Here is a 5,860-nt window from a genome sequence, read left to right as displayed (position 1 = left end):
CAGTACAGCTATAAACGTTAGAAGCCGCAATGAGAAAATTTATGTAGTCAATGTCGGTACACTTAGGTGGATTTATGTCCATAACTCCGTACGTTTTTAGAGAAACACTAAGCCATAAGTATATTTATAAAGATATCAAGTTTTCGGCATTTTAACTGCGTAAGTCCTATTATAGATATATCCCAACAGCCAAAAAAGAGTTAATACCATGCTTGAAAAACTGAAAACCTCACTCATTAATTCTCCTATGATCAAGCGAGGAGAATACAACTACTTTATCCATCCGATATCTGATGGTGTACCGTCCATAGACCCCCATATGGTTGAAGAGATCGCCGAATATATTCTTCAGATTACCGACATTAAAAAAGTCGATACTATTCTTACAATAGAAGCCATGGGTATTCCTGTGGCAAATGCCCTTTCTATGAAAACAGGAATTCCTTTGACCATTGTTCGAAAGCGGCCTTATTTTCTTGAAGGAGAAGTGGAACTTTCTCAGAGAACAGGGTACTCGAAAGGAGCTCTTTATATAAATGGACTCAAAAAAGGGGACAGAGTAATTATTGTAGACGACGTCATCAGTACCGGCGGAACGCTGATGGCACTCGTAAAAGCCCTGAAGACTATGGGTGTAGAGATTCTGGACGTAATTTCCGTTATCGGACGAGGGAACGGTTATTTGCAATTAAAGGAGCTCGGGGTTGAACCCAAGATTCTCGTTACGATCGACGTGAGCGAGAAAGGTGTGGAGATTAAGAATGTCTTTGGGAACGAGTGACGCTTTTGACTTAAGGCCTGACTATATTATCAGTGTGATAAATAAGCTTGGTGCAAAAATCGTAGGTTTCCAGTTTCCTGAAGGGCTCAAAAGAAAAGGTCCGGAGCTCGCAAAAAAAGTTGAAGAAGCCACCGGGGCTGAGATTATCATATCTGGAGACCCATGTTTTGGGGCATGCGACCTGGATAAAACTTTACTTGAGCAGGTTGATATTCTTTTCCACTTCGGGCATGCCGAGCTGGAGGATACGAAATTTTCCGAAAGGGTCTATTTCATAGAAACGCGTTCTGCAGTTGACATCCGGCCGGTTGTTGAAAAGGCTGTCTCTGAACTTAAGGGGCAGGTTATAGGACTGATTACTACTGTCCAGCATGTACACAAGCTCCCTGAAGCCTGTGATGTCCTGGAGGCAAATGGAAAGACCTGCGTAATCGGGAAAGGAGACTCCAGGCTAGCATATCCGGGCCAGGTACTTGGCTGCAATTTTTCTACAGCAAGGAACGAAGTATGTGATGAATATTTATATATTGGAAGTGGAGATTTCCATCCTTTAGGTGTAGCTCTTTCCACAAAAAAAAGGGTCCTTGCAGCCGATCCATTTTCCGGAGAAGTTCGCGAGGTGGACCCTTCAAGAATCCTCCGCCAGCGGAGCGCGGTAATTGCAAAATCACTGGATGCCAAGGTTTTCGGGATAATTATATCGAGCAAAAACGGGCAGGAAAGAATGGAGCTGGCTTTCTCGTTGAAAGCGCTTGCCAGAAAGCACGGAAAAGCGGCACACCTTATCCTGATTGATCTTGTCACTCCGGATCAACTTCTTCAATTCAAAGTAGACGCTTTCGTGAATACTGCCTGCCCAAGGCTTGCAATCGATGAAGTTGGGCGTTTTCCTTCCCCAATGCTTACGCCTCAGGAATTTGAGATAGTGCTTGGAGAGAGGGAATGGGAAAAACTTGTACTTGATGAGATTACCGAGGAGCCAATATAACTTTTTAAATGTTGGTTATGTCTAGGTAATAAATTCAGGTCTAAATATTAAGCTAAAATATATAAATAAAGGATTGAAATTATGCAAATCGAAAATTTAAGTAGATGAAATGAAACAGAGAAAACTTGAGATACTCCTGGAAGAGTTGGAAGACTTTTCCAGTCCTGAACTTGAGCTGGAGCAGTACCAGACACCTCCTCTTTTAGCTGCGGAAATTCTTCACTTTGCTTACATGCAGGGAGATCTTGATGATTCGGTACAGGATCTGGGCTGTGGTACTGGAATCCTTGCAATCGGAGCAAAGCTTCTGGGAGCCAAAAAAGTTATAGGTTATGATACGGATCCAAAAGCACTTGAGACCGCAAGAAAAAATGCTCGAAAACTTGGAGTAGGAATCGAGTTCGTATTATCAGATGTTGCCGACATAAAAGAATGCGTAAAAACCACGGTTATGAACCCTCCTTTCGGAGCAAGAGTGAAAGGCAGAGACCGGCCTTTTCTTTCGTCAGCATTAAGAACAAGTGAAGTGATATATTCAATTCACAACCGCGGAAGCCTTGCTTTTATCCAAAAGTTCATTAAGCCTGCAGTCATTACACACTCCTACGTTGCGAAATTCCCTATAAAACGCACCTTTGATTTTCATAAAAAAGAACGAGAGGTTATTGAGGTCGAAATCTATAGGATTAAGGTCTCAGGATAATACAGACGCAAGCACCGTTTAAGGCATCAGATTTTATAGCATCGGTGCAGGACTTCACCTCAAAAAGCGAGCTATTACACTGCTTATAATAAGTATGCCTGTGTATTACAAGCTATATGGTGCGTCAATAAGGGCATAAGTGGCAGATAATAGGAATATGATAACATATCTACTCTATTGAGATTGATTATCTGTCAATTAAATGTGCCAGTATCCAATTGAATGGTTGCCAGCACTCCATGTTATTGATAGTTACTGTGATTACGATTTATATCGACTACTAACGCTAGTCCAAATGAGGGATCATGATTAGAATTAGAAAAAGTAAAACTACGAGAAAAAAATTGACTGGCCCGAGTGAAGGAAAGCCGGTTGCTGAAAATGTAACTCAAATTGCTTCCGAAAGCAGAGACCAGTTCAAAGGCCGATCGAGAGATCAGTTTAAAACCCCAAGGGAACAGGTTAAAAATCAACCAAGAGAGCAGCCCAGAGAATATAAGAGCCAATCAAGAGATCACTTCAGGGGACGCCCCAGAGATCAGTTTAAAGGTAAGTCCAGGGCTCAGTCAAAGGACCAGTTCAGAGGAGACCAGGGCAAGAAAAGAAGATTCCCTTACCAGAAAAAAGGCTCCAGGGAAAGATCGAATATGCCTGAACCCGGAGCTCCCCACGAAACCGAGACTCCTGAAGAAGAGCTTGAAAAAGGAGGTTTTGTGCTTCCTGGAGAGCTTGTGGGAACGACTGAAGAGTTCAAGCCTGGGGAAGGAACAAACGTGTCTGCTGGAGATATTTACTCTACAGCTACTGGCACCGTAATTATTGACAGGAAAGCAAGAGTAATCTCAGTCAGGCCACGCACGCTCACTCCGAATATTCTTAAAGTAGGGGATATTGTCTATGGAAAGATAACTGATGTGCGCGAATCCGGGGCAATAGTGGAAGTTGCAGGAATTGAAGGCAAAGAAAACAGGGAAATTGTCAATGTGCGTTTGGGAGACATCCATGTATCGAACGTGCGGGACTCTTACGTTAAGAGACTTTCAGACGAGTTCAGACACTTTGATATAGTCAAGGCCAGAGTTCTCGACACTGAAAGAATTCGCCTTACAACAGCTGAAGATTCCCTAGGAGTTGTAAAAGCCTACTGTTCAAACTGCAAAGGAGAACTTGTGCTTGAAGGGAAAAAGCTTAAATGCCCCGTCTGCAATATGACCGAAACTCGCAAAATCTCAACCGAGTACGGGAAAGGGGTAAAATAATTTCTTTCTCCTGCAGGTATGGTTTCTGCACAATAAATTACCAGTAAATCATATTACTCACACTTACAGGTGGTCACCAATGGAACTGAACATTATCTCCAAAACAGACAATGAGCTTGAAGTCAAGCTCAAAGGCGAAACACATACCCTTCTCAATATACTTAAGGATCTTCTGATTAAAGACCAGAGGGTTGAGATTGCCTTCTATGATATGAAATACGTAAGTATCAGTGACCCGATCCTTTACATCAAAACCGATGGTACAGACCCTATTGAGGTCTTAAAGGACGCTGCTTCGAAAATAATAGATCAGTGCGACGAATTTACTGATGTCTTTGGCAAGGCAGTAAACGCCTGAAGTATCTGAAAAATAGTGCATAACGTCTGTTAAAGGCGTTTTGCTTTCTTTTTCCGGAAAATCCGGAATCTTTCCAGCAGGGGTTCTTGATAGTTATTAACAAGCTTTTGCTATCTTAAAATTAAAGGTAGTTTTGGAATACTTTTTTATGAATCGATGCGTAATCCAGATTAAACAAGAAATCTTAAACACGAAGTAGGGTAAAAGCATAAACTGAATTGAGTAATTTCGATTCATTTTAGTTCAGAAGTATATCCTGCATCTGCAACTTAAAAATCAGAAACTAACCTGTAACTTAAAATCAGAAACTAACCTGTAACTAATAGAGGTTAACCTATAACTAATATTGAAGTATGAAAGATAAATTGAGGTATGAAAGAAGATGAAACTTGACGACTCATCCCTTCAGAAGTTCGGTTTTATAAAAAGAGAGACCCTTGGCAGTATAAACATCGACCCTCTTCAGACAGGCGGGCGTCTGACCGAGGCTGCAAAACAGGCTCTTGTAGAGTGGGGAGACGGGTATTCAGTATGTGATTTCTGCGGAGGGGTTCTGGATCAGATAAAAAAGCCTCCAATTTATGATTTTGTACATAAGGCCCTTCCCGAGTTTCTTGACTGTGATGAGGCAAGGGTCACAAATGGGGCACGGGAGTCCAAGTTTGCTGTCATGCATTCTATTGGAAAGCCGGGTGACTGGATTGTGCTCGATGGGCTTGCCCATTACTCTTCCTACGTTGCAGCCGAAAGAGCAGGCCTTAATATCAAAACCGTACCTCATTCAGGCAGCCCCGATTATTACCTTGACCCTGAAGGGTATGCCACAGCAATCGAAGAGGTTACAAAGGAAAGTGGAAAACCGCCTGCTCTTGCACTTGTAACTTACCCGGACGGAAATTATGGAAACCTGCCCGATGCAAGAAAGATAGCGTCGGTCTGCCATCAATACGACGTCCCTCTTCTTCTAAATGGTGCATATGCCGTAGGAAGAATGCCGGTATCTGCAAAAGAAATCGGTGCTGACTTTATTGCAGGCAGCGGGCATAAATCTATGGCCGCATCAGGGCCTATCGGAGTGCTCGGGGTAAGCGAAGAGTACGCTCCCATCGTGCTCAGGAAATCCAAACATAACAAGGTAAAAGAAGTTGAGTTTTTAGGATGCACGGCAAGGGGCGCTACGGTTATGACCCTTATTGCATCTTTCCCGGATGTGGTAAAGCGTGTTAGGAACTGGGACCAGGAGGTCGAAAATGCCCGCTGGTTCTCGGCAAGGCTTGAGGAAATGGGCTTTATCCAGCGCGGGCAGAAACCCCATTCTCATGACCTTATGTTCTTTGAAGCTCCACGCTTCTATGAAATCTCCGAGAAAGTCAAGAAAGGGAGATACTTCCTCTACAAAGATCTCAAAGCACGCAATATTCACGGTATCAAGTCCGGGCTTACAAAATATTTCAAACTCAGTACTTTCGGGCTTGGAAGAGAAAAACTTGAAGTTGTCGCTGACTCCTTTGAAGATATCCTGAAAAAATATGAGGATATTTAAGGCTGTTTAAGCCTGTTGATATTTTATGTCCGGGAGGACTAAACCAGGTGCACGATCCTGGTTATGACTTTCCCCTTTTTTGAAGCAGATAAATTCAAAGATTCAAGATTCCGAAGAAATTATGTGAAAAGTGCGCAAAAATGTATATTTTTGGAATATCTGCCAAATTTATCTGCTGAGTCCAGGTACTTTTACTGAGTCCAGGTACTTTTACTGAGTCCAGTACGT

At 42.6% G+C, this 5,860-nt stretch carries 6 protein-coding genes; all 6 read left to right on the top strand.

Annotated elements, in window-relative coordinates; translation table 11 throughout:
• The first annotated feature begins 208 nt into the window (after positions 1-208).
• The 6 genes from hpt (at position 209) to pscS (ending at position 5,632) form a co-directional block, all read left to right on the top strand.
• Positions 209-781, top strand: coding sequence for a hypoxanthine/guanine phosphoribosyltransferase (gene hpt / locus A9239_RS09115; RefSeq protein WP_048156215.1), 573 nt, complete (start codon positions 209-211; stop codon positions 779-781).
• Complete coding sequence (gene dph2 / locus A9239_RS09110) at positions 762-1,769, top strand: diphthamide biosynthesis enzyme Dph2 (protein WP_048121658.1); 1,008 nt, start codon at positions 762-764, stop codon at positions 1,767-1,769. Before hpt ends, dph2 begins: the two co-directional genes overlap by 20 nt.
• Positions 1,770-1,878: 109 nt before the next feature.
• Entirely contained in the window at positions 1,879-2,472 is a 594-nt protein-coding gene (locus A9239_RS09105; RefSeq protein WP_048121660.1) for an METTL5 family protein, read from the top strand.
• 305 nt (positions 2,473-2,777) lie between these two features.
• Positions 2,778-3,731 carry an exosome complex RNA-binding protein Csl4 gene (locus A9239_RS09100; RefSeq protein ID WP_048121662.1) on the top strand — a complete coding sequence of 318 codons (954 nt, stop codon included), beginning with the start codon at positions 2,778-2,780 and terminating at the stop codon, positions 3,729-3,731.
• Between the two features lie 79 nt (positions 3,732-3,810).
• A complete protein-coding gene (locus tag A9239_RS09095) occupies positions 3,811-4,089 on the top strand; it encodes a DNA-directed RNA polymerase subunit L (protein WP_048121664.1) in 279 nt (92 codons plus the stop codon).
• Between the two features lie 382 nt (positions 4,090-4,471).
• Complete coding sequence (gene pscS / locus A9239_RS09090; protein WP_048121666.1) at positions 4,472-5,632, top strand: O-phospho-L-seryl-tRNA:Cys-tRNA synthase; 1,161 nt, start codon at positions 4,472-4,474, stop codon at positions 5,630-5,632.
• Positions 5,633-5,860: the final 228 nt, after the last annotated feature.

The sequence above is a fragment of the Methanosarcina sp. A14 genome (assembly GCF_001729375.1).
Classification (GTDB): domain Archaea; phylum Halobacteriota; class Methanosarcinia; order Methanosarcinales; family Methanosarcinaceae; genus Methanosarcina; species Methanosarcina barkeri.
Note: the sequence above shows the minus strand (reverse complement) of the source record. Positions and strands in the feature narration are given on the sequence as shown.